The organism is Chryseobacterium sp. TQ-BC-N36 (assembly GCF_058382295.1).
Genome location: NZ_CM178175.1, coordinates 4742154 through 4765312, shown reverse-complemented (window position 1 = coordinate 4765312; position 23159 = coordinate 4742154). Strand labels below are relative to the sequence as shown.

At 39.8% G+C, this 23159-nt stretch carries 12 protein-coding genes, 2 tRNA genes and 3 rRNA genes; 1 reads left to right on the top strand and 16 read right to left on the bottom strand.

Translation table 11 applies throughout. The features are described from left to right. Positions 1-28: 28 nt before the first annotated feature. From AC3FI7_RS21565 to AC3FI7_RS21490, 16 genes are all read right to left on the bottom strand, one after another. Entirely contained in the window at positions 29-487 is a 459-nt protein-coding gene (locus tag AC3FI7_RS21565) for a hypothetical protein (protein ID WP_142724754.1), read from the bottom strand. Between the two features lie 33 nt (positions 488-520). Next, the gene (locus AC3FI7_RS21560; RefSeq protein WP_491460872.1) at positions 521-988 is read right to left on the bottom strand and encodes a hypothetical protein; all 468 of its coding nucleotides are present in this window, start codon (positions 986-988) and stop codon (positions 521-523) included. 79 nt (positions 989-1067) lie between these two features. After that, on the bottom strand, positions 1068-2783 hold the full coding sequence (locus tag AC3FI7_RS21555) for an ATP-binding protein (RefSeq protein ID WP_142724756.1): 1716 nt from the start codon (positions 2781-2783) through the stop codon (positions 1068-1070). 6 nt (positions 2784-2789) lie between these two features. After that, positions 2790-3899, bottom strand: a complete 1110-nt coding sequence (locus AC3FI7_RS21550; protein WP_142724757.1) for a sensor protein KdpD — start codon at positions 3897-3899, stop codon at positions 2790-2792. A gap of 56 nt (positions 3900-3955) precedes the next feature. After that, the gene (locus AC3FI7_RS21545) at positions 3956-5041 is read right to left on the bottom strand and encodes a porin (protein ID WP_491460871.1); all 1086 of its coding nucleotides are present in this window, start codon (positions 5039-5041) and stop codon (positions 3956-3958) included. A gap of 31 nt (positions 5042-5072) precedes the next feature. Continuing rightward, positions 5073-6443, bottom strand: a complete 1371-nt coding sequence (locus AC3FI7_RS21540) for an outer membrane beta-barrel protein (RefSeq protein WP_491460870.1) — start codon at positions 6441-6443, stop codon at positions 5073-5075. A gap of 227 nt (positions 6444-6670) precedes the next feature. Continuing rightward, positions 6671-7228 carry a potassium-transporting ATPase subunit KdpC gene (gene kdpC, locus AC3FI7_RS21535; protein ID WP_142724760.1) on the bottom strand — a complete coding sequence of 186 codons (558 nt, stop codon included), beginning with the start codon at positions 7226-7228 and terminating at the stop codon, positions 6671-6673. Between the two features lie 10 nt (positions 7229-7238). Beyond that, positions 7239-9278 (bottom strand): potassium-transporting ATPase subunit KdpB, encoded by a 2040-nt coding sequence (gene kdpB / locus AC3FI7_RS21530; RefSeq protein WP_142724761.1) that lies wholly within the window; start codon positions 9276-9278, stop codon positions 7239-7241. 175 nt (positions 9279-9453) lie between these two features. Next, complete coding sequence (kdpA, locus tag AC3FI7_RS21525) at positions 9454-11148, bottom strand: potassium-transporting ATPase subunit KdpA (RefSeq protein ID WP_491460869.1); 1695 nt, start codon at positions 11146-11148, stop codon at positions 9454-9456. A gap of 6 nt (positions 11149-11154) precedes the next feature. Continuing rightward, the gene (locus tag AC3FI7_RS21520; protein ID WP_077415921.1) at positions 11155-11232 is read right to left on the bottom strand and encodes a potassium-transporting ATPase subunit F; all 78 of its coding nucleotides are present in this window, start codon (positions 11230-11232) and stop codon (positions 11155-11157) included. Between the two features lie 352 nt (positions 11233-11584). Beyond that, a complete protein-coding gene (locus AC3FI7_RS21515; protein ID WP_491460868.1) occupies positions 11585-12907 on the bottom strand; it encodes a sigma-54-dependent transcriptional regulator in 1323 nt (440 codons plus the stop codon). 663 nt (positions 12908-13570) lie between these two features. After that, positions 13571-13678, bottom strand: a 5S ribosomal RNA gene (rrf, locus tag AC3FI7_RS21510). 171 nt (positions 13679-13849) lie between these two features. Then, a 23S ribosomal RNA gene (locus AC3FI7_RS21505) occupies positions 13850-16602 on the bottom strand. Between the two features lie 153 nt (positions 16603-16755). After that, positions 16756-16829 (bottom strand) — tRNA-Ala (locus tag AC3FI7_RS21500). A 94-nt stretch (positions 16830-16923) separates the two neighbouring features. Next, a tRNA-Ile gene (locus tag AC3FI7_RS21495) sits at positions 16924-16997 on the bottom strand. A gap of 300 nt (positions 16998-17297) precedes the next feature. Then, positions 17298-18814: ribosomal RNA gene (locus tag AC3FI7_RS21490) — 16S ribosomal RNA — on the bottom strand. Together the 16S, 23S and 5S rRNA genes with 2 tRNA genes alongside form the textbook arrangement of a ribosomal RNA operon. A 1477-nt stretch (positions 18815-20291) precedes the next feature. Between AC3FI7_RS21490 and AC3FI7_RS21485 the strand changes: the two genes are divergently transcribed. Further along, on the top strand, positions 20292-23159 hold the full coding sequence (locus tag AC3FI7_RS21485; RefSeq protein ID WP_491460867.1) for a M16 family metallopeptidase: 2868 nt from the start codon (positions 20292-20294) through the stop codon (positions 23157-23159).

Here is a 23159-nt window from a genome sequence, read left to right as displayed (position 1 = left end):
ATTTAAGATCAAATTTAGAAAAATTTATTTACTTAAAAATAATAATAGTATATGAAGCATTTTCTCCTGATTTTGACAGAATCATCCTGATATGTTCTTTATTCCTGTAGTAATCTATGTAAGGTTCTTTGGTAATGATCTTTCCTTTCCCTGTTTCTTTATACCCGGTTGCCAATATCAGTTTAAGATACTGATCATATTCTTTCTTCTCTTTAAACTCAAATTCAATCCTGTCTTCTGATTTTTCTTCTTTATATTCAAACTTCCCTATTTTTGAGGTGTAGTCCGGGGCTTCGTATTCGGTTAAAAGAAAGCCTAAGCCCTCAGTTCTGTCATAAAATCTGAACTTCAGCTGCTTCATTTCCTTTTTAAACTCATCCATTGTCAGTTTGTTGAAACCTTTAAGCTGTTCTAATGTGAATGTCTGAGCAGAAACCTGAATACTCAATACAACTGAAAATAATAAGAGCCCTAAAGTTTTTCTCATTGTTATTTTTATCACAAATATAAGAATAACGGTTTATGCTTCTTTAAGCAACACTTTCCGGAACAGTAAAATTTCTTCCTTGTTTAATCCTTCCAAAGAAATTGTGCGTTTTGTATTGGGCATCCAGTCAGGATAAAGAATCAGTTCCACATAATTATCATGGATATGAAACTCTCTCAGAACTTCCGGGTTTCTTGTATTTCTTCGATCTGATCCAAATCTCAGATTGATACACTTACCGGGAACAATGTAAAAATCTTTAGGAAACAAAAACATAGAATTCTGATTCATGAAAATTTCAAAACTGTACCATCCAATTTTTTTACTATAGCTAAGACTTCCTTTAGTGACTGAAACAATGGTGCCATGGATATTTTTAAAAACTACCGCATCCGGCTGTTTATATTTTTCGATAATTTTATTTTTCTGGCTATAAAAGAAAATTCTTGAAATGATAAAAAATACTACACCTGCCAATGGCAAATAGAAAAAAGGATCCATGAATTTAAAAGGATAGAATTACAAATTTTTAAATAAGAAAAATCAAATATTTTCTTATTCAAAGATATAACAATAACCCTTATGAAACCGGCAGTCTGAAATAAAACGTACTTCCGTTATTCAGAGAACTCTTCACTCCTATTTCTCCATGTTGTTTCTCAATAAAATTCTTTGAAATTGCTAATCCAAGCCCCGTACCATTCTGATGCTCGCCGGGAACCTGAAAATAGCGGTCAAAGATCTGTCGGTGGTATTTTTCATCAATTCCGCTTCCGGTATCAATGATGCTGAACTGAATGAAAGAATCCAGTTTCTCAACTACAATCTTAATACTTTCGTCCTGAAAAGAATGCTTTACCGCATTAGTCAGGAAATTATTCATTACCCAGACCGTTTTATCAAAATCAGCTGTCACAGCATCGCTGTCTTCTAGAAGATATTCCGTACTGATGGAAATGTTTTTCTGCTCTGCAAGCTTTTCAACGTTCTTTACAGCAGTCTGTACGATTTCTTTTGGGGAGCATTTTTCAACAGTCAGTCTGATATTTCCGGATTCTACCTGGGAAAGGTTAAGCAGCTCGCCTGTAATATCCAGTAAGCGCTGCCCGTCTTCATTGATGCTCTTCAACAATTCCTGCTGCTGCTCATTCAGTTCTCCGAACTTTTGGTTTCCAAGAAGCTGAACTCCCATCTTGATAGCTGAGATCGGTGTTTTCAGTTCATGGGATATGGTTGCAATAAAATTGGTTTTGGCAAAATCCAGTTCTTTGAAAGGGGTAATATTTCTCAGTAAGATTACCTTTCCGATATATTTTTTCTCTTTTTCGCCTGTTTTTACAATATTGATGGGAATAATATCCTGTTCAAAATAGTTTTCCTTGTTATCGCGGACAATTTTAATCGGATCTTTTACCGGATGATCTATATTTTTCAATAGTTCACGCATCAGATCATTATTAACAGCCACTTCATGAGCCGTTTTTCCGATAATTTCTTCTTTGTGAAGATTGGTGATTTTCAAAGCTTCATCATTGATCATATAGATAAAATGATTTTCATCCAACCCAATAACTGCATCATGCATGTTATTGACCAGCGTTTCGATCCGTTTTTTATCCATCAACTGTTTTGAAAGTGTACTGCTTTCGTACTCCTGAAGTTTCTCTGCCATACTGTTGAACGAATCGGCAAGGCTGTTAAATTCTTCACTTCCTTTGAAATGAACCCTTTCACTATAGTTTTTATCGGCAATCTGTTTAATACTGAAGGTAAGCTGATTAATGGGCTCTGCAATGGTTTGGGGTAAATTGAAAAGTAATATAAAAGCGATCAGAAAACAAACAGTTCCTAAGCTTACGATCCAGAAAGTGGCATTTTCTGCTGTAATGATGGCAATATCACTCTTTCGTTCAATCCCTTTCATATTCAAAGACATAATCTTGGCCAGATCTTCCCGTATCAGCTTTTCTTTTTGGATATCCGGAGCTTTCAGATAGCTGTCGAAATGAAGGTTCAGATTCTGCGTGGCTTCTTTTTCTCCAAATTCTGTAAGATTTTTTTCCTGAAGTTTATTATTTTTCTGAAAATCTGCTATTGCAACAGTACTGTCCGTGCTGATATGATCAAGGGCAAGCAGCATATTCTTGGAAAACTCCAGACTGTTGTAATTGGCAGTAAGAATTTTTTCAGTATCAGATTTTAATTTATTGATATATACAGAACCTATCACTGAAAGCAGAACGATCAGCAGGAATAAAAGGCCAACGCCTAAGGTAAGTTTCGTTTTAAGTTTCATTACTTTTTAAGATAAAATAATAATATCTATCTGTCTTTCATTCAGTCTGTTCATCAGGGTATAGATCCAGCTGTATCCCAAGAGCCGATGCCAGAACCTGGCATGAGGTTTCCCAATACACACTGTTGTAATATTATGGGCTATCACATATTCCAGAATTCCGTTATGAACGCTGCTTTCCTTGATGCGGACTACTTTGGCACCTAATTCCTGTGCTAAATTAAAATTATTAATCAAATACCGCTGCTTATCCAGCGCAATTTTTTCAGGATTTTCTGAGGGTTTCTGCACGTATAAAACCGTCCACGGGCTGTTATAATAACTTGCTAACCTTGCTGTTTTACGGATAATTGTTTTGGCAATTTTTTCGTTACTGCTGATACAGGCCAGGAATTTTATGGGTTTAAAATTTTCAGTTTTAATCTCTGTTTCCACCTTTCTTTCCACATGGGTGGCTACTTCTTTTAAAGCTAATTCACGAAGCTGCAGAATATGCCCGCTCTGGAAAAAGTTACTCAGTGCTGTCTGAATTTTTTCTTTCTTATAGATTTTCCCTTCCTTTAAACGGGTGAGCAGCTCATCTGCGGTAAGGTCAATATTCACCACTTCATCTGCCAGTGCCAGTATCTTATCCGGAACCCGTTCTGTTACTTCCACTCCCGTGATTTTTTTTACTTCTTCATTCAGGCTTTCGATGTGCTGGATATTCATGGCACTGATGACGTTGATTCCGTTATCAAGAATTTCCAGCACATCCTGCCATCTTTTTTTATTCTTGGAACCTTCTACGTTGGTATGGGCAAGTTCATCCACTAATACGACTTCAGGATGTTCGTTGATAATGGCCTGAAGATCCATTTCCTCAAGGTTCTTTCCTTTATAAAAGACTGATTTCCTTTCAATTTGAGGAAGACCCTCCTCCAAAGCTTCGGTTTCTTCCCGTCCATGAGTTTCAATGTACCCAATCTTTACATCAATGCCATTTCGCAAAAGGGAATGTGCTTCCTGAAGCATACGGAACGTCTTTCCTACGCCTGCACTCATCCCGATATAAATTTTGAATTTTCCTTTGCGGGACTTTTGGATCAGTTCTAAAAAATCTTTTGCTGATGACATTGATTTTATTCTTTTTAATTTTACTTTAAGCACTTTTCCTGTAGCTAAATTCGTTTTTAAAACCAAACTGCTAAACTTGATGATATAAAGAAATTTCCTTTTTTAAATTCATCATTTTTTGCAAAAATGGCGTCTTTAGCAGTAAAGCCCCTTGCTTCCGTACGGAAAACCACATTTTTATAGATCGCATAGTCTACATTGAGAGAGTACCCGAAGGTCTGAAATCCATTAGGAGTTCCGGTATTAATAATGACACCATTCTTATCATTGTAATATTCCAGCCTTCCTGCCAGTGCCCATTTGCTGTCCAACTGATATTTCATCTGAACATTCGGACTGTACCATATATTATACTGCTGACTTCCTTTTGATTTCTGCTCTGCACCGATATCAAAACCTAAAATAGCAGAAAGCTGTTCAGTTACCTGAAAAATCCCATGAAGATCATGGAAATACCGCATTCTTTTGTCTTCTTTTGCTTTATCATTACCGATAAATGAACTGCTGTTCAGGATAATTTTATCGGTCGGCTTATAAATGATCTGATGCCCGAAAGAAATACTCTGATTGCCCTCAGCTTTTGCAATACGCTGCCAGCCATTCAATACCAAGCCGCTTAAAAACCATTTCCCGCTATCCGAGGTATAAGAGATCTTAGCACCGGTTTCGAAATAGGGGGAATTTTCAGCAGCCAGACTTCTGGTCAGGTTAAAATTGTCTTTTCCGACAGCGCTTTCCCAGCCAATATGAGAAGGCATAATACCTGCATCAATCCATACGTTTTTATTTTTGGAAATTTTAATTCCAATATTGGCTTCATTGATATAGCGCAAAGCGTTCTGTTCTGCAGCCATGTTATCCTGGGCATAAGTTCCGGCCATTAAAGCCAGATTGGCACGGAGACGCTCATTTTCATAAGATGCCTTCACCAGACCTAAGTTAAGATTTACTTCATTGTGCCTGTTATATGAGTATAGAAAACTCTGGCGCATATGATTGCCCGGTTCATTGAAATCGTAGGTATAAAAAAGTTCTGCATACGCAGAAAACTTTATTTTAGGATTCTGCTGTAAAGAATCCGCAGTTTGGGCTTTTGGAAAAAATATCCCTGATAATATCCCGGCAACAATATATTTTTTCATAGTTTCAATCATTATTTCGTCAATAGTCTCGTTATAATCTGAACATTACGGCAAGTGTAAATCTGCTGTCAGACTTTCTCAGATCCTGTCTCCAGGATTCTACCGGAGTATCTATCCACCCATCCGGGCTGGTAGTTCCCTCTCTTCCTGCGAAATAAGGTATGTTGCTTTTTCTGAATCCATATTCTAATCTAAAGGTAACGAATTGATTGGGCATAATATCCACCGTTGCTGTTCCCTGAAACATTTTTAGTTTTTCTCCGGCTGCAATGGCATCATTAAAGTCATTGTTGGCAACAGGAGAAGGAGTAAACGCCAGATAAGCTCCCGGGTTGGAAACCGCATCGGCTCTTAAAGTCAAAGCAATTTTATTTTGATGAAACCAAAGTCTGTTGGCTACAGAAGTACCGATCATATAGTTGTCTTTAGCTTTCACTCCTCCTCCGCTCTGAAATCCGTAATGATTATTGATACTGAAGGCAGCTTGTGACAGCCCGTCACTGTCTTTGTTTTTATAGTATCTGGCTACAATACTGTGGTCATGGTGAAATCTTCGTACTCCGGGATTATTTCTGGTGTCCTGTCCGTTAAGATAAAAGTTTGCAACAAGTTGTAAGTTTTCATTAGGACGATAATAATTGGAAACCCCCAATCCTAAACCTGTGTTCCATGAATTATAAGTCTGCCATCCGTTCAGAACCCAAATCTCTGTTTTGAATTTTTTGGATGGGTATGCCTGAATTCTTGCTCCCTGGAAATAGAAAGGCGTAAAATCGCAGACTAAGCTTCTCTGATAGTTCCAGTTTTCTCCCAAAACATAACTTTCCAGACCAATATAACTCATAAAAATACCTGCTTCCACATTCAATCCATGCATCACATTGAAATGATATCCTGCAGCGGCTTCACGAATGTATTTTAAATTGTTTCCACTGGTATTTTTCCCGTGATTCAAAGTTCCGTCAAGATCCTGAACAATAGATCCCATCTGGCCAAACTGCAGCCATAAACGGCCTATTACATTTTTATAATTGGTTTCCAGTCCGATACTGGCCATATTTATTGTGACTTCATTAGAACGGCCTATTGCTGCAGAAATCGTGTGGGTATTATCCTTCGGACGATTAAAATCATAATTATAGTAAGCATCCACATAAGTTACTCCCGTGAGTATAGTTTCTCCATTTTTATCTTTTAAAGTTAAAGGAAAGTCTGTCTGCCGGTTCTGGCCATTAATCCATGTAAGGTCATAGCCGTCAAAAGGAATTTTAGAATCTGTTTTTGTTACTAAAGAATCTTTAGGCTGTGCAATTACCGAGTCTTTTTTTATTTCCTGAGCATTGATAAAACTTAAGGTACTCAGTCCAAGAAAAAATGCTGCCTGAAAAGTTTTTGATTTCATTATATAAATATTGATAATAATGTATTAATTGAGTAATGTGGTACTGTTATTCCCCCTGATATTAACAAATGAATTCCGTGGTCTGTAATTTTTAGATTAAAAATAAGGGCTGTTTTGATTTGATCTTTTACAGCTTACAATTCAGAATTCCAGAACACAGAATTCGTTTTAGCTGAATTTCTCTTTTATTCTTTGTTTGAATCTTGAAAAGAAATTTTTTGATGAATTTATTTTAACTGATCCAAAGCAATATTAAGTTTCAGAACATTTACTTTTGATGGTCCGAAAAGTCCTAACAACGGCTTTTCAGTCTGAGTATTAATTAAATTTCTGATCTGCTCTTCGGAAAGGTTTCTCACTTTCGCAATTCTCTTTGCCTGATACAATGCTCCTTCTTCAGAAATATCCGGATCAAGCCCGCTTCCACTTGCTGTAACAAGCTCTACAGGGACTTTGGTATTCCCCATTTCAGGATTATCCATTTTCAAAGTATCAATTCTTTTCTGTACAACCTCCAGATATTCTTTATTGCTTGGCCCTTTGTTGCTTCCTCCACTTCCTGCTGCGTTATAATTGACAGAGGAAGGACGGCCGTGAAAATATTTTTCAGATTTGAATTCCTGTCCGATATTGGCATAGAACTTCTGTCCTTTATCATAAATAACTTCTCCGTTTCCTTTATTAGGAAGTATTTTAGAACCTGCATAGACAACTGTCAGATAAATTCCTGTAACCACCAGCATTACAAGCGTTAATCTGAATGCTGAAACAATATGATTTTTCATTTTTAAAATTTTAATAAAATAAACTGATTACCAGATCAATAATTTTGATTCCTATGAATGGAACAATGACCCCGCCCAGTCCATAGATCAAAAGGTTTCTTCTTAACAATGCACTTGCTCCGATTGGCTTATAAGCTACTCCTTTCAGTGCCAGCGGAATCAGGAACGGAATAATCACCGCGTTAAAAATAACTGCTGATAATATGGCAGTTTCCGGACTGTGAAGATTCATAATATTCAGTTTCTGAAGGGATGGAATAAAAGTGATAAAGAGTGCAGGAATAATGGCGAAATATTTTGCTACGTCGTTTGCAATACTGAAAGTCGTCAGTGTTCCTCTTGTCATCAGCAGCTGTTTTCCAATTTCCACGATTTCGATCAGCTTTGTCGGATCATTATCAAGGTCTACCATATTACCGGCTTCTTTTGCAGCCTGCGTTCCACTGTTCATTGCAACCCCTACATCAGCTTGTGCCAGTGCCGGGGCATCATTGGTACCGTCACCCATCATGGCTACGAGCTTACCTTCCTGCTGTTCCTTTTTGATGTAATTCATCTTGTCTTCCGGTTTAGCTTCAGCAATAAAGTCATCTACACCTGCTTTTTCTGCAATGAACTTTGCGGTCAGAGGATTGTCTCCGGTTACCATTACCGTTTTTACCCCCATCTTTCTCAGTCTCTGGAAGCGCTCCTGGATTCCTGTTTTGATGATATCCTGAAGCTCAATAACTCCCCATACTTTTTCATTAACGGCTACAACCAGAGGAGTTCCTCCGTTTTCAGAAATTTTGGTCACCGCATCCTGGGTTTCCTGCGGGAAGATATTCCCGGCTTTTTCAGTCAGTTTTTTTATCGTATCGTAAGCTCCTTTACGGATTCTTGTTTCGTCAAAATCAATTCCTGAAGTTCTTGTTTCTGCAGTAAAGTCAATATAGGTAGGATTAGCAACCAGCAAATCTTCCGGTTTCAAAGCACTCAGTTCAATAATAGATTTTCCTTCCGGTGTTTCATCCGCTACAGAACTTAATGCAGAAGCTTTAATGAATTCTTCAATCTGAATTCCATTGGCAGGATGAAATTGGGTCGCCTTACGGTTTCCTATCGTGATTGTTCCGGTTTTATCTAACAGCAGTACATCAATATCACCAGCTGTTTCTACTGCTTTACCACTTTTGGTAATCACATTCGCTCTCAATGCTCTGTCCATCCCCGCAATTCCGATTGCAGAAAGCAGACCGCCGATGGTTGTCGGAATAAGACAAACGAAAAGAGATATAAATGCCGCTATAGTAATCGGAGTCTGTGCATAGTCTGCAAAAGGCTTTAAAGTGAGGGTAACAATAATAAATGTAAGCGTGAATCCTGCTAAAAGTATGGTTAATGCGATTTCGTTTGGCGTTTTCTGTCTTGATGCTCCTTCTACAAGGGCAATCATTTTATCTAGAAAGGATTCTCCGGGTTTTGTAGTTACTTTTACTTTAATTCTGTCTGACAGAACTTTTGTACCTCCTGTTACAGAGCTTTTGTCTCCCCCTGCTTCACGGATTACTGGTGCACTTTCTCCGGTAATGGCAGATTCATCAATGGTAGCTAGTCCCTCAATGATCTCTCCATCCATCGGGATCTGATCTCCGGCCTCGCAAAGAAAAATGTCGCCCAATGTCATTTCTGCAGACATTTTTAAAACGGTTTCTACCTGAAAACCAGACTTGTTATCAACCACTAATTTGGCTGGAGTTTCCTCCCTTGTTTTCCTGAGAGTATCAGCCTGCGCTTTTCCTCTTGCTTCTGCAATAGCTTCTGCAAAATTGGCAAACAGAACGGTGAAAAATAAAATAATAAATACTAAAAAGTTATAGGAAAAGCTTCCCTGCGATTTATCACCAGTAAGGCTGAACATGCTTACGATAAACATGACAATGGTTCCGATCTCCACCAGGAACATGACCGGGTTTTTAAACATAATTTTCGGATTCAGCTTCACGAAAGACTGTTTTATTGCCTCGTTAACCAAATCTCTTTGAAACAATGTTTGTGACTGATTTTTCATTTTTTTGAAAGAGTTTATATCATTGTAAATCAATACTCACCATCAAGGCATACCAAATAATAAGGGTAGAGATGGATAATATAAGTGAACGTTTCAGTAAGTGTCAGACTAGCTTCCTCAAACTCTTCAGCATTCTTAATGGTTGAATATTGATTGTAATTTTTAATGTTCACATTTATTTTGAGAAATACTGAATCTGTTCCGCAATAGGACCTAAGGTCAATGCAGGGAAGAAAGACAGCGCTGCAATCAGTAAAATCACCGCCAGGGTCATGAATCCGAAAGTAGCTGTATCTGTTTTCAGGGTTCCTGAACTTTCAGGGATGTATTTTTTCTGCGCCAATAATCCTGCGATGGCTACCGGTCCTATAATCGGGATAAATCTTGAGAGAAGCAGCACAATTCCTGTGGAGATATTCCACCATGGTGTATTGTCTCCAAGTCCTTCAAATCCGGATCCGTTATTGGCTGCAGAAGAAGTAAACTCGTACAGCATTTCGCTGAACCCATGGAATCCCGGATTATTCAATGTTTTTGCTCCGAATTCCGGTAAATAGGCTGTTAAAGCTGTTCCTGCAAGAATTAGAAAAGGATGGAATAATGCCACGATCATTGCGATCTTCATTTCTTTCGCTTCGATCTTTTTCCCCATAAATTCAGGGGTTCGTCCTACCATCAGACCACTGATAAATACAGCAAGAATGATAAAGATGAAATAATTCAGGATTCCAACTCCACAGCCTCCGTAGAAACAGTTGATCATCATTGCAAGAAGTTCATTCATCCCTGAAAGCGGCATAGTACTATCGTGCATCGCATTGACAGAACCTGTAGAAATTACAGTAGTGGCGATACTCCAGTATCCGGATGCTGCACTTCCGAAACGGATTTCCTTACCTTCCATCGCTCCCAGGCTATTATCTGCTCCCATTTGTGTAATCAGAGGATTTCCTCCCGTTTCATTCACAATATTCGGAATGGTAAGCGCCAGAAAACCGACGGTCATGACTGTAAAAATTACCCATGAAAGCTTTCTTTTATTCAGATAAAAACCCAATGCAAATACCAATGCAAACGGAATGATCATCTGAGTGACCATCTCTGTCATATTGGTCATATAATTAGGATTTTCAAGCGGATGCGCTGAGTTGGCTCCAAAAAAACCGCCTCCATTGGTTCCTAAGTGCTTGATGGCAACAAATGCAGACACAGGACCTCTGGAAACATCAGCCTTCTGACCTTCCAGTGTTATCATATGATCTTTCCCTTCAAAAGTCATCGGACTTCCGTTGATAGAAAGAATTAACGCAACAATCACACTGATCGGAACCAGAATTCTAATCATCGATTTTGTAAAGAAATCGTAGAAGTTCCCAAGTTCAGTGCTTGTCTTTTCTTTAAAAGCTTTGAAAAGAACAGCCATAGCTGCCATTCCCGTTGCAGCTGTGACAAACTGTAAAAACATCAGATAAAGCTGGCTCAGATAACTTACTCCTGTTTCTCCCGAATAGTGCTGTAAATTACAGTTCACTAAGAATGAAATGGTTGTATTAAAAGCCAGATCGGGCGACATATTCGGATTCCCGTCGGGATTTAAAGGAAGCCATACCTGATTCAAAAGAAGAAGAAAACCAATGATGAACCAAACCAGATTAATCGTCAGCATGGCATACATATTCTGTTTCCAGTTCATCTGACGGTTGGGATTAATACCCGAGATTTTATAGATTAACTTTTCAACAGGTTCAAAAACCGGATCGAGAAAAGTCTTTTTGTATCCATAAACATTAGCAATGTATTTCCCTAAAAATATTCCGATAACTAATGTAACAGCAAACATTGCTATTATGCCTAATATTTCTGTATTCATGACGGGTTAAAATTTTTCAGGTTTTATTAAAACATAACAGATATACACAAAGGCAAGTATTGAGAGGAAAAATAAACTCCACATAATTTATATTCTATCAAAAAATTCAACTGATTTATACAAAAGCCAAAACAACACTGCAAAAAGCAGAATTAAACTTATCAGCATCATATCTTAATCATTAGGGTTAAAAGAGTCAACAATACGTACGATACAATCAGCAGACTAAAAGTCGAATGCTCCCGTTTTTTAAACGTTTTTCTTGAAATTGTCATTTTTAAATATTTTATTCAGAGACTATATGCCAAAAGAAAGTCCATTTTGAAAAATAAACATTTAAAACATTGAATAACAAAACATTAAAACAAAACCAAGCATTCTATAAAAACAGAAAAGCCTATCAAAATGATAGGCTCTTTATTAAAATGATAAAGGATTATTTTAATCCGTATTCTTCAAGCTTACGGTACAGTGTGGCAATACCGATCTCCAATAAACGGGCTGCTTCCGCTTTGTTTCCTTTTGTATACTGTAGTACTTTTTGGATATGTATTTTTTCCAGTGATCTGATACTTAATGAGTCACTTTCAGGAACTGTTTTTTCGGAATAATGGGGAAGGCTGTCAGCATCAAGAATACTGTTATCCATTAAAATCAAGCTACGCTCCACAGCGTTTCTCAACTCACGGATATTCCCTTTCCAGTCGTTTCGTTCAAGAGCTTTATAATAATCAGGATTTACCTGAACTGTTACCAGATGCAGTTTATGTGAAAAAACATCTATAAAATACTGGGCAATGGCTTTCAGATCTTCTTTTCTTTCTCTTAATGGAGGAAGCGTGATCTCAAAGACATTCAATCTGAAATAAAGATCTTCTCTGAAATTTCCCTGCTTTATTTCATCTTCCAGATCCCTGTTGGTTGCAGCAATCAATCTGAAATCCGATTTGGAAACTTTGGTTTCCCCCATTTTGATAAATTCTCTGGTCTCCAACACCCTGAGTAATTTTGCCTGTAACTCTATAGGCATTTCGCCAATTTCATCCAGAAATAAAGTTCCTCCGTCAGCTTCTTCTATCAGCCCTTTTTTATCTTTCAAAGCACCGGTAAAAGCACCTTGCTTGTGTCCAAAAAGCTCACTCTCCAGAATTTCTTTACTGAATGCTGAACAGTTGATTGCTACAAAACTGTTTTTCTTCCGGTCACTTCCCTCATGAATAGCACTCGCAAAGACTTCTTTTCCCGTCCCGGTTTCTCCTGTAAGAAGTACAGCAGCATCTGTAAGAGCTACTTTTTCAGCCAGTTTCTTGGCCTGTAAAATTAAAGGCGATTTCCCTATGATCTGATGAAATCCTTTTGTTCCAGTCTGCTGAACAACTCTTGATTTATTATCTTTTACTTTATCCAGCGCCTTATAGACCAATGGGATGATTTTCTCATTATCATCCCCCTTTACCAGATAATCATAAGCACCGTTCTTCATGGCCTGTACGGCATCCGTAATATTACCGAATGCCGTCATCAAAATAATCTCAAGCTGTGGATATTTGCTTTTAACAGACTTTACCAGATCTACTCCAAAAGCATCAGGCAGGCGGACATCACTCAGAACAACATCAAATTCATATTGCTCCAGCATCGTCATTGCCGAACGTGCGGTAGAAGCCTCTTTTACATTAAAATTTTCCTGGGAAAGGATCATCCCTAATAGTTTAAGGAGTTTGATCTCATCATCGATGATCAGAATGTTTCCTGACATTATTATTATTTTAGAAAACCACTACAAACTTATTGAAATTATTTGAGTAAAACAGGGTTATACAAGGAAATAGTTAGCTGGTCAGCCTTTAACGTTCAGGAGCATCATCCCGCTATCCATTCCTACTCCTCGCGCCAGGGCTTATTTTCCTTGCTAATCCCAGTGCTTCCACCTCCTGCTGCGGGGTAACCATTCCTATCGGGGCTAGGGACGAATGATGAACGATAATTATGAATTATAAATTATGAGTGATGAATTGTACAGCCTGAGTTGGTTAGGAGTGATCAATTTTAAATTGTGAGTTTCTAAGATCTAATATATCCCCAACTATGTCATTCCGTAGGAATCCAGCCACACTGATTAGAATCTTAAGGATTCAAAGGAATACTAATAGACAAAACTTAAGTGAATACTTGATGATAGAATTTAAAATGGATTGTTTAGACTCCTACGGAGTGACAAGGGAGTGTGTGCTATCAATGATAAGTAATAAGTGATGTATCAGCTCTGGTATAGAAGCAGCAGGAACAATCATTGCCCATTACTGATCCTTTACTGGCTATTACTCATTACCGATTACTCATTGCTGATATTTTGGTTTGTGTATACAGCAAAAAAAAATCCTTTATCATGACGATAAAGGATTTTTAAAAATAAAATAAAAACTGGCGGCGGCCTACTCTCCCGCGTTAGCAGTACCATCGGCGCTGGTGGGCTTAACTTCTGTGTTCGGAATGGGAACAGGTGAGCCCCACCGCTAAAACCACCCTAAAGAAGGTATATATTGTAAAATGTCAGTTGTATCATCTACAATGTCGTTACATTATACTTTGTACATATTACATTTTACAAGTTTTAAGCGATAAAAACTTTCACAAAGACAAAACCTTTACTGCGCATAAAGTACTTGTCATTTTTTATAAATTTGATATAGCAACCATAGGCTATAAATCTACGGGTAATTAGTACTACTCGGCTATGACATTACTGTCTTTACACCTGTAGCCTATCAACGTCGTCATCTACAACGACCCTTAAAAGATGTCTCATCTTGAGGCGAGTTTCGCACTTATATGCTTTCAGTGCTTATCTCTTCCAAACGTAGCTACTCAGCGGTGCACCTGGCGGTACAACTGATACACCAGAGGTTTGTTCAATTCGGTCCTCTCGTACTAGAATCAAGCCCTCTCAAACATCTAACGCCCGCAATAGATAGAGACCGAACTGTCTCACGACGTTCTGAACCCAGCTCGCGTGCCACTTTAATGGGCGAACAGCCCAACCCTTGGGACCTTCTCCAGCCCCAGGATGTGACGAGCCGACATCGAGGTGCCGAACCTCCCCGTCGATGTGAGCTCTTGGGGGAGACTAGCCTGTTATCCCCGGAGTACCTTTTATCCTATGAGCGATGGCCCTTCCATACGGAACCACCGGATCACTATGTCCTGCTTTCGCACCTGATCGACTTGTAGGTCTCACAGTCAAGCACCCTTATGCCATTACACTCTACGCACGGTTACCAAGCGTGCTGAGGGTACCTTTGAAAGCCTCCGTTACTCTTTTTGGAGGCGACCACCCCAGTCAAACTACCCACCACGCAATGTCCTTCTGAAAGAAGTTAGGCTCCAAGTAAGTAAAGGGTGGTATTTCAACGACGGCTCCACAAACACTAGCGTGCCTGCTTCAAAGCCTCCCACCTATCCTACACATTACTTACTCAAAGTCAATACGAAGTTATAGTAAAGGTTCACAGGGTCTTTTCGTCCCATTGCGGGTAATCGGCATCTTCACCGATACTACAATTTCACCGAGCTCGTGGCTGAGACAGTGCCCAGATCGTTACACCATTCGTGCAGGTCGGAACTTACCCGACAAGGAATTTCGCTACCTTAGGACCGTTATAGTTACGGCCGCCGTTTACTGGGGCTTCAGTCAATGCCTTCGCTTACGCTAAGCACCTTCCTTAACCTTCCAGCACCGGGCAGGTGTCAGACCCTATACAGCATCTTTCGATTTAGCAGAGTCCTGTGTTTTTGATAAACAGTCGCCTGGGCCTCTTCACTGCGGCCACCATTGCTGATGGCGTCTCTTCTTCCGAAGTTACGAGACTATTTTGCCTAGTTCCTTAGCCACGACTCACTCGAGCACCTTAGGATTCTCTCCTCGACCACCTGTGTCGGTTTTGGTACGGGTTGCTTCACTTCGGCTTTTCTTGGATCAGATTACTCTACAGCAGCTTCGCCCGAAGGCTAGGCCTTGACTATTCCGTCAGTCTCCAGCAGATACATCCAACCGTCCCCTTTTAGTGTGAGCAAGTCAGGGAATATTAACCCTGTGTCCATCCACTACCCCTCTCGGGTTCGCGTTAGGTCCCGACTAACCCTCAGCTGATTAGCATGGCTGAGGAAGCCTTGGTCTTTCGGTGAGCAGGTTTCTCGCCTGCTTTATCGTTACTTATGCCTACATTTTCTTTTCTATCCGCTCCACAATACCTCACAGTACTGCTTCGGCGCAAATAGAATGCTCTCCTACCAGATGTATAAATACAAATCCATAGCTTCGGTAATATGTTTATGCCCGATTATTATCCATGCCGGACCGCTCGACTAGTGAGCTGTTACGCACTCTTTAAATGAATGGCTGCTTCCAAGCCAACATCCTAGCTGTCAATGCAGTCCAACCGCGTTGTTTCAACTTAACATATATTTGGGGACCTTAGCTGTTGGTCTGGGTTCTTTCCCTCTCGGACATGGACCTTAGCACCCATGCCCTCACTGCCGACGAACATTTATTAGCATTCGGAGTTTGTCAGGAATTGGTAGGCGGTGAAACCCCCGCATCCAATCAGTAGCTCTACCTCTAATAAACTTAACATCGACGCTGCACCTAAATGCATTTCGGAGAGTACGAGCTATCTCCCAGTTTGATTGGCCTTTCACCCCTACCCACAGGTCATCCGAAGACTTTTCAACGTCAACCGGTTCGGTCCTCCACTCTGTGTTACCAGAGCTTCAACCTGCCCATGGGTAGATCACAAGGTTTCGCGTCTAATCCTACTAACTCAGCGCCCTATTCAGACTCGCTTTCGCTTCGGCTCCGGTACTTAATACCTTAACCTCGCTAGTAAAATTAACTCGTAGGCTCATTATGCAAAAGGCACGCCGTCACAGCTTTATGCTGCTCCGACCGCTTGTAGGCGTACGGTTTCAGGTTCTATTTCACCCTTCTATTCGAAGTGCTTTTCACCTTTCCTTCACAGTACTTGTTCACTATCGGTCTTTCAGGAGTATTTAGCCTTGGAGGATGGTCCCCCCATATTCAGACAGGATTTCACGTGTCCCGCCCTACTCATTTATCATCTAATTATGCCTTTCGAGTACAGGATTATCACCTTCTATGATTGTTCTTTCCAGAACATTCCTCTAAACATAAATAGACTTTTGGGCTAATCCGCTTTCGCTCGCCACTACTTACGGAATCTCTTCGATTTCTTTTCCTCCGGGTACTTAGATGTTTCAGTTCTCCGGGTTTGCTCCTCTTACGAGGTGACATGTCTTCAACATGCCGGGTTGCCCCATTCGGATATCTGCGGATCAATTCGTGTGTGCCAATCCCCGCAGCTTTTCGCAGCTTACCACGTCCTTCGTCGCCTCTGAAAGCCTAGGCATCCGCCATACGCCCTTAACGATTTCTTTCCTATTGGTTACTCAAGCGCTTTATGCGCTCGGTTTTCTCTTTGTGATGTCTTTACCGTTAATGTCAATGATCTTAATGTCTTCTTTTCCTACTGATGAACAGATGTTGTTGTTGGCTCCATCCGTAACTTTTAAATCAGTATTCCAAAACTGTGGAGAATAAGGGAGTCGAACCCTTGACCTCCTGCGTGCAAGGCAGGCGCTCTAGCCAGCTGAGCTAATTCCCCCTCTAGGTTGATTTGAGATTTCAAGTTTGTGATTTGATATTCATACATAACGAATTTCAAATTTCAAATATCCAATTTCAAATCACTTAATTAGTAGTCTCGGGCAGGCTCGAACTGCCGACCTCTACATTATCAGTGTAGCGCTCTAACCAGCTGAGCTACGAGACTCTGTTAGATTTGAGATTCATTATTTGATATTTGATATCCTAAACTTTAAATCTCGAAATTCAAATTTCAAATTCTATAATCTCTTGTCTCTCTATCCCTTTACTAATTTCTAGTGGGTTTTATTTTTAATATATTTATAAGTAATGGGTAATGAGTAGTTTTAAATGATCCAATTACCTGGCTCTTTTTACTTTTACCTTTTTACTTACAAATCAACCAAACAAAAAACTAAAGCTATACTTTAAGTAAGTATTATGTATCTTACGATACTGATTTTGTTTAACGTCCAAAGACGCTCTAAAATGAGATGTTCCAGCCGCACCTTCCGGTACGGCTACCTTGTTACGACTTAGCCCTAGTTACCTGTTTTACCCTAGGCAGCTCCTGTTACGGTCACCGACTTCAGGTACCCCAGACTTCCATGGCTTGACGGGCGGTGTGTACAAGGCCCGGGAACGTATTCACCGCGCCATGGCTGATGCGCGATTACTAGCGATTCCAGCTTCATAGAGTCGAGTTGCAGACTCCAATCCGAACTGAGACCGGCTTTCGAGATTTGCATCACTTCGCAGTGTAGCTGCCCTCTGTACCGGCCATTGTATTACGTGTGTGGCCCAAGGCGTAAGGGCCGTGATGATTTGACGTCATCCCCACCTTCCTCTCTACTTGCGTAGGCAGTCTCACTAGAGTCCCCAACTTAATGATGGCAACTAGTGACAGGGGTTGCGCTCGTTGCAGGACTTAACCTAACACCTCACGGCACGAGCTGACGACAACCATGCAGCACCTTGAAAAATGTCCGAAGAAAAGCCTATTTCTAAGCCTGTCATTTCCCATTTAAGCCTTGGTAAGGTTCCTCGCGTATCATCGAATTAAACCACATAATCCACCGCTTGTGCGGGCCCCCGTCAATTCCTTTGAGTTTCAAACTTGCGTTCGTACTCCCCAGGTGGCTAACTTATCACTTTCGCTTAGTCTCTGAAGCTTGCGCTCCAAAAACGAGTTAGCATCGTTTACGGCGTGGACTACCAGGGTATCTAATCCTGTTCGCTCCCCACGCTTTCGTCCATCAGCGTCAGTTGTTGCTTAGTAACCTGCCTTCGCAATTGGTGTTCTAAGTAATATCTATGCATTTCACCGCTACACTACTTATTCCAGCTACTTCAACAACACTCAAGACCTGCAGTATCAATGGCAGTTTCACAGTTAAGCTGTGAGATTTCACCACTGACTTACAGATCCGCCTACGGACCCTTTAAACCCAATAAATCCGGATAACGCTTGCACCCTCCGTATTACCGCGGCTGCTGGCACGGAGTTAGCCGGTGCTTATTCGTATAGTACCTTCAGCTAGATACACGTATCTAGGTTTATCCCTATACAAAAGAAGTTTACAACCCATAGGGCCGTCGTCCTTCACGCGGGATGGCTGGATCAGGCTCGCACCCATTGTCCAATATTCCTCACTGCTGCCTCCCGTAGGAGTCTGGTCCGTGTCTCAGTACCAGTGTGGGGGATCACCCTCTCAGGCCCCCTAAAGATCGCAGACTTGGTGAGCCGTTACCTCACCAACTATCTAATCTTGCGCGTGCCCATCTCTATCCACCGGAGTTTTCAATATCCATCGATGCCGACAAATATATTATGGGGTATTAATCTTCCTTTCGAAAGGCTATCCCCCTGATAAAGGCAGGTTGCACACGTGTTCCGCACCCGTACGCCGCTCTCAAGATCCCGAAAGATCTCTACCGCTCGGCTTGCATGTGTTAGGCCTCCCGCTAGCGTTCATCCTGAGCCAGGATCAAACTCTCCATTGTATGTTTGTCTGACTCACTCAAAGTTTTTAACGCTTTAGTTTTTCCTTACTTGGTTGTTATATTGTATGTCAATGATCTTTATATCTTTCGCTTTTTACGAGGCAATCTATCTGTCAGTGTCGCTCCGTATTTGCGAGTGCAAAAGTAAAACTTTATTTCTTAATGACCAAATGTTTCTAAAGAAAATTTTAAAGTTTTTTAAGTAACCTTAATTCCTTTACTAACCCTTAATCATCCTACTCCTGCGCTCCCTTAATTGGGACTGCAAAGATACAAACTCTTTTTTATCTCGCAACTCTTTTTTAAAAAAAGTTTAAAGTTTTTTTTCGCCTGTTTCTTTTTTGAAGTAATAATGTTTTTGCCCATCTAAAGGCTCTCCTGCGCTACTGATCTACTCTCGTTTTCAGTGGGGCAAAGATAGCAACTTCTCATAACGCAAAACAAGTTTATTGAACATAAATTTTGCCGTTTCGTAATATTAAACCCTAAACCACTGAAAATAAGGAAGAAAAATTTTAAACATTTGTTTAGGGTATTGGGTGGGAGGGTATGAGAGTTTGAGAGTTTGAGCGTGATAGGGGTTTTTCATGAGTAATGAAAGGTACATATATATAATAGTAGATATCTTTCTTGAAATATTCTTTTTTCTTTTGGGGCTTCGTCTTTCTGGCTAATACCTTATTCACTCCTTTCTTAATCTTTTGGCTATAATATAAGATAAGTATAGTCTCTGCTTTACTATCATTCCTTTTATACATCCCGGACAGCACTGTCAATCCGTAGGAGTCTGGACAAAGCTCTTCCATATAAATTAAAATAGCAGAAATATGATTTATCGTAATTACAATGCTTCGACTCAGCTCAGCAGGACACGGCTAATACTAATGGCTTATAATCTTTAAGTCTCTAATAAATAAGTCTAGGTTCCTGCGAAATGATACAAGGAAAATGGAGGTATGTTTGTATATTAATCATTTTCTATAGAAATCGGAAATATTGAAAACGCAATACTGATGTTCCTTTTCTACCCGGCAGCCCGAAACTCGCAACTCTATAACCCGAAACCCGAAAATCATCATTCATCATTCATAATTCATAATTCATAATTCATAATTCCCCCCTAGCCCTGATAGAAATGGATACCCCGCAGCAAAAGTTTGAAAGTGGTGGGCTTGAGCACCGGAGAGCACAGGCGCGAGGAGTAGGAATGAATAGCAGGAGAAAGCTCCTGAAAATGTTGGAGAGTCTGAGAGTATGAGGGCTTGAGAGTTGGATGGATGAAATTGTAGTGATGCCATATATAAATGTAGTATAGATATATGAGTGTATGCAGGATTGGAAAACCGTTTCTGTAGAATGATTCACCTTTTCAACTATAACAATAGATGTAATAATGATAAAAAGCAGCTGACATTTTTTTTGATTCCTTACATTTGTAGTGCATTCCGGTTGCTAAGGAATGAAATGAGTTTTATATATGACAGACAGAAAATATAAGGAAACGGTTCACACAGATAAAAACCATTACGAATATATTACAGTAACAAACGACGAAAATAACGTCAGAATCTATACTTTGAAGAATGGATTAAAGGTTTTTCTTGCTCAGAATTTTGATGCTCCGAGAATACAAACCTTTATTCCGGTAAGAACAGGAAGTAATAATGATCCGGCTGATAACACAGGCCTGGCTCATTATCTTGAGCATATGATGTTTAAAGGGACTTCCAAAATCGGAACCCAGAACTGGGAAAAGGAAAAAGAACTTCTTGATCAGATCTCAGCACTGTATGAAGACCACAAGGCAGAACAGGATCCTGAAAAGAAAAAGGAAATCTATAAAAAGATTGATGAAATTTCTCAGGAAGCCAGTCAGTATGCCATTGCCAATGAGTATGACAAGGCAATTTCTTCTCTGGGAGCAAGCGGAACAAATGCTCACACCTGGTTTGATGAAACGGTTTATAAAAACAATATTCCGAACAACGAGCTTGAGAAATGGCTGAAAATAGAAAAGGAAAGGTTCTCTGAAATTGTCCTTCGCCTTTTCCATACTGAGCTGGAGTCGGTATACGAAGAATTCAACAGAGCACAGGACAATGACACAAGACTTGTAAGCTATGAACTGATGGATGCTCTTTTCCCTACCCACCCTAATGGACAGCAGACAACGCTGGGAAGGCCTGAACATTTAAAAAACCCTTCTATGAAGGCTATTCACAAGTATTTTGATGAATATTATGTTCCTAATAATTATGCAATGGTATTGGTTGGAGATCTTGATTTTGAAAAGACGATTCAACTGATCGACCAATATTTTGGGCCCCTGCCTTATAAAGAACTCCCTAAAAAGACCCCTGTCATTGAAAGTCCTATTACAGAAGTGGTAACCAGAACGGTAAAAAGCCCCACTACTCCACGCACTCAGCTGGCATGGAGAACGGACAGCTATGGAACGAGAGAGGCTATGCTGGCTGATGTAGTCGCCAATATTCTCAGCAACAGAGGGGAGGCAGGACTATTGGATCTACATATTAATCAGACTCAGAAAATGCTTTGGGCACAAGCCTTTTCAGTAGGCTTAAGGCAGTATGGATATTTTTCTATCGTTGCAGTTCCTAAGGAAACACAAACGCTGGAGGAAGCAAAGAATATGGTACTGGATGAAATTGAACTGATCAAGAAAGGAGACTTTCCCGATTGGATACTGCCGTCTATCATCAATGATTTCAAACTTCAGAGAATGAAAGGACTTGAAACGGCTGAAGGACTGGCTACCAATCTCTATGATACTTATATAAAGGGCAGAACATGGGAAGAAGAACTGAATGAAATGGATGAATATGCAGCATTTACCAAAGAAGATGTGGTGAATTTTGCTAACGATTTTTTCCGGGAAAACTATGTTGTGATCAATAAAGAAAAAGGAGTCAACGACAAATTGATCAGGGTTGAAAATCCAGGAATCACCCCTGTTAAAATTAACCGTGATATTCAGTCTGAATTTTTAAGAGAGATTCTAGCTGATAAAACGGAGGATATCAAACCTGAATTTATTGATTATCAAAAAGAAATTCTCACAGATCAGCTTGACGGAAAAAAACTGAGTTTTGTAAAGAACAAATACAACGATATTGCTCAGCTGCATTTTATTTTTCCTTTGGGAAGTGATCATGACAGAGATCTGGGAATTTCTACCCAGCTTCTTCAATATCTGGGAACGGATACACTTTCGCCTGAAGATTTAAAAAAGGAATTTTTCAAAATAGGAATCAGTAATGATTTTAAAACAACCAATGACCAACTGACCATCTCTTTAAGCGGGCTGGAGGAGAATATAGAAAAAGGAATTGCTCTTCTGCAGCACTGGATGTATCATGTAAAACCTGATCAGGAAATCTACAGGCAGTTTGTTGGAACAGTACTGGAAAACCGCCAGGCAGTAAAGAAGGATAAAAACCGTATTATAACGGCTTTAAATAATTATACCAAACTGGGAAGCCATTCCCGTTTTACAGACGTTATCTCCAAAGAAGAACTTGAAAACAGTTCAGCGGAAATATTTACCAACAGAATGAAAAAGCTTTTCAAATATCCTTACCAGGTATTTTTCTATGGTAAAGACTTTGAAAATTTCAAGAAATATATCGGAAGGTATGTAGAACCTGAAAGTCTTCAGATCCCTGATGCCAAGGAATATCCTGAACCTGCAACAGGAGGAAACGTCAATTTCATCAATTATGATATGGTTCAGATGGAAATGAGTAAGATCGGGAAAGGAAATGAGGTGAATCCTAATCATTTTGGAAAGATCAATGTATTTAATGAATATTTCGGAAGAGGATTGTCTTCGATTGTGTTCCAGGAGATCCGTGAAAGTAAAAGTCTCGCCTATTCAGCATATGTTTCCTATGCAGCAAATTCTGAGCTTAACCATCCTGACTACGTTACTACTTATATCGGAACCCAACCGGACAAACTGATGATTGCGGTGGATACCCTGAATGAACTGATGACAGAACTTCCTGAAGTACCTATTCAGTTTGAAAATGCAAAGAATGCAGCCCTGAAACAGATTGCTTCAACAAGAGTTACCCGAAACAATATATTTTTCAACACTTTAAGATTGAGAAAGCTTAATATTTATCATGATTTCAGAAAGGATATTTATGAGCAGATCCAAAGCCTGAAATTTGAAGATATCAAACATTTCTATCACACAGAAATCAAACCGGTGCAGTTTAATACAGCCATTATCGGGAAAAAAGAAAATCTGGATATGGAAGCCGTCAACAAAATGGGAACATTCAAAGAAGTAAGTCTGAAAGATATTTTCGGACATTAA